The sequence below is a fragment of the Staphylococcus sp. EG-SA-2 genome, assembly GCF_017152085.1.
This window is the reverse complement of record NZ_JACYHC010001247.1, coordinates 1-626: the sequence shown is the minus strand read 5'-3', so window position 1 is coordinate 626 and position 626 is coordinate 1. Positions and strand designations below refer to the sequence as shown.

General features: G+C 30.0%; 1 pseudogene. It reads left to right on the top strand.

Going from position 1 to position 626, the window contains the following annotated elements:
* Positions 1-306: pseudogene (locus IDG60_RS20255) on the top strand (LysR family transcriptional regulator); the annotation flags it as partial.
* Between the last annotated feature and the right edge of the window lie 320 nt (positions 307-626).

Below are 626 nucleotides of genomic sequence, written 5' to 3'. Positions count from 1 at the left end.
AGACTTAGTAATGTTGATACTATGAAAGTAACGCTTTACAGTAATGGAAGTAATTATGATAAAGAGGCTTTACTAATAAATAAAGATGAGTTTTGTCCTTTAAGGAAAATAACTTTAGATAATAAGCTTGATTCACAACGGGTAATGGAAATTGATTCATTGGCAGCAATAATAAACTTAGTTAAACAAGGAAAAGGAAAGGCTTTATTACCTATGACTTTTGAGAATAAAAGAGATATAGTACAGGACATTTCTAAGATATTTGAAGTTAACTACTATACTTATAATCATATTATGCATCATTAATTGAAAGTTGATTGAGTTTAAATTACAGGAACGATTTTAAAAGTCTAGTAGTTAGAATGAGCGATGTGACAGAAAAGAAATTATGCCTTTTATTTTGTAAATTCGTTGTTTTAAAGTAAAGGTCCTTGTAGTATAGGAAAAAGTGGATGACTTCTCCGCCTTTACCACCCTTTCAAGCATAATGATAACTGCTAGTCAAGTCCAGACTCCTGTGTAAAATGCTATACAATGTTTTTACCATTTCTACTTATCAAAATTGATGTATTTTCTTGAAGAATAAATCCATTCATCATGTAGGTCCATAAGAACGGCTCCAATTA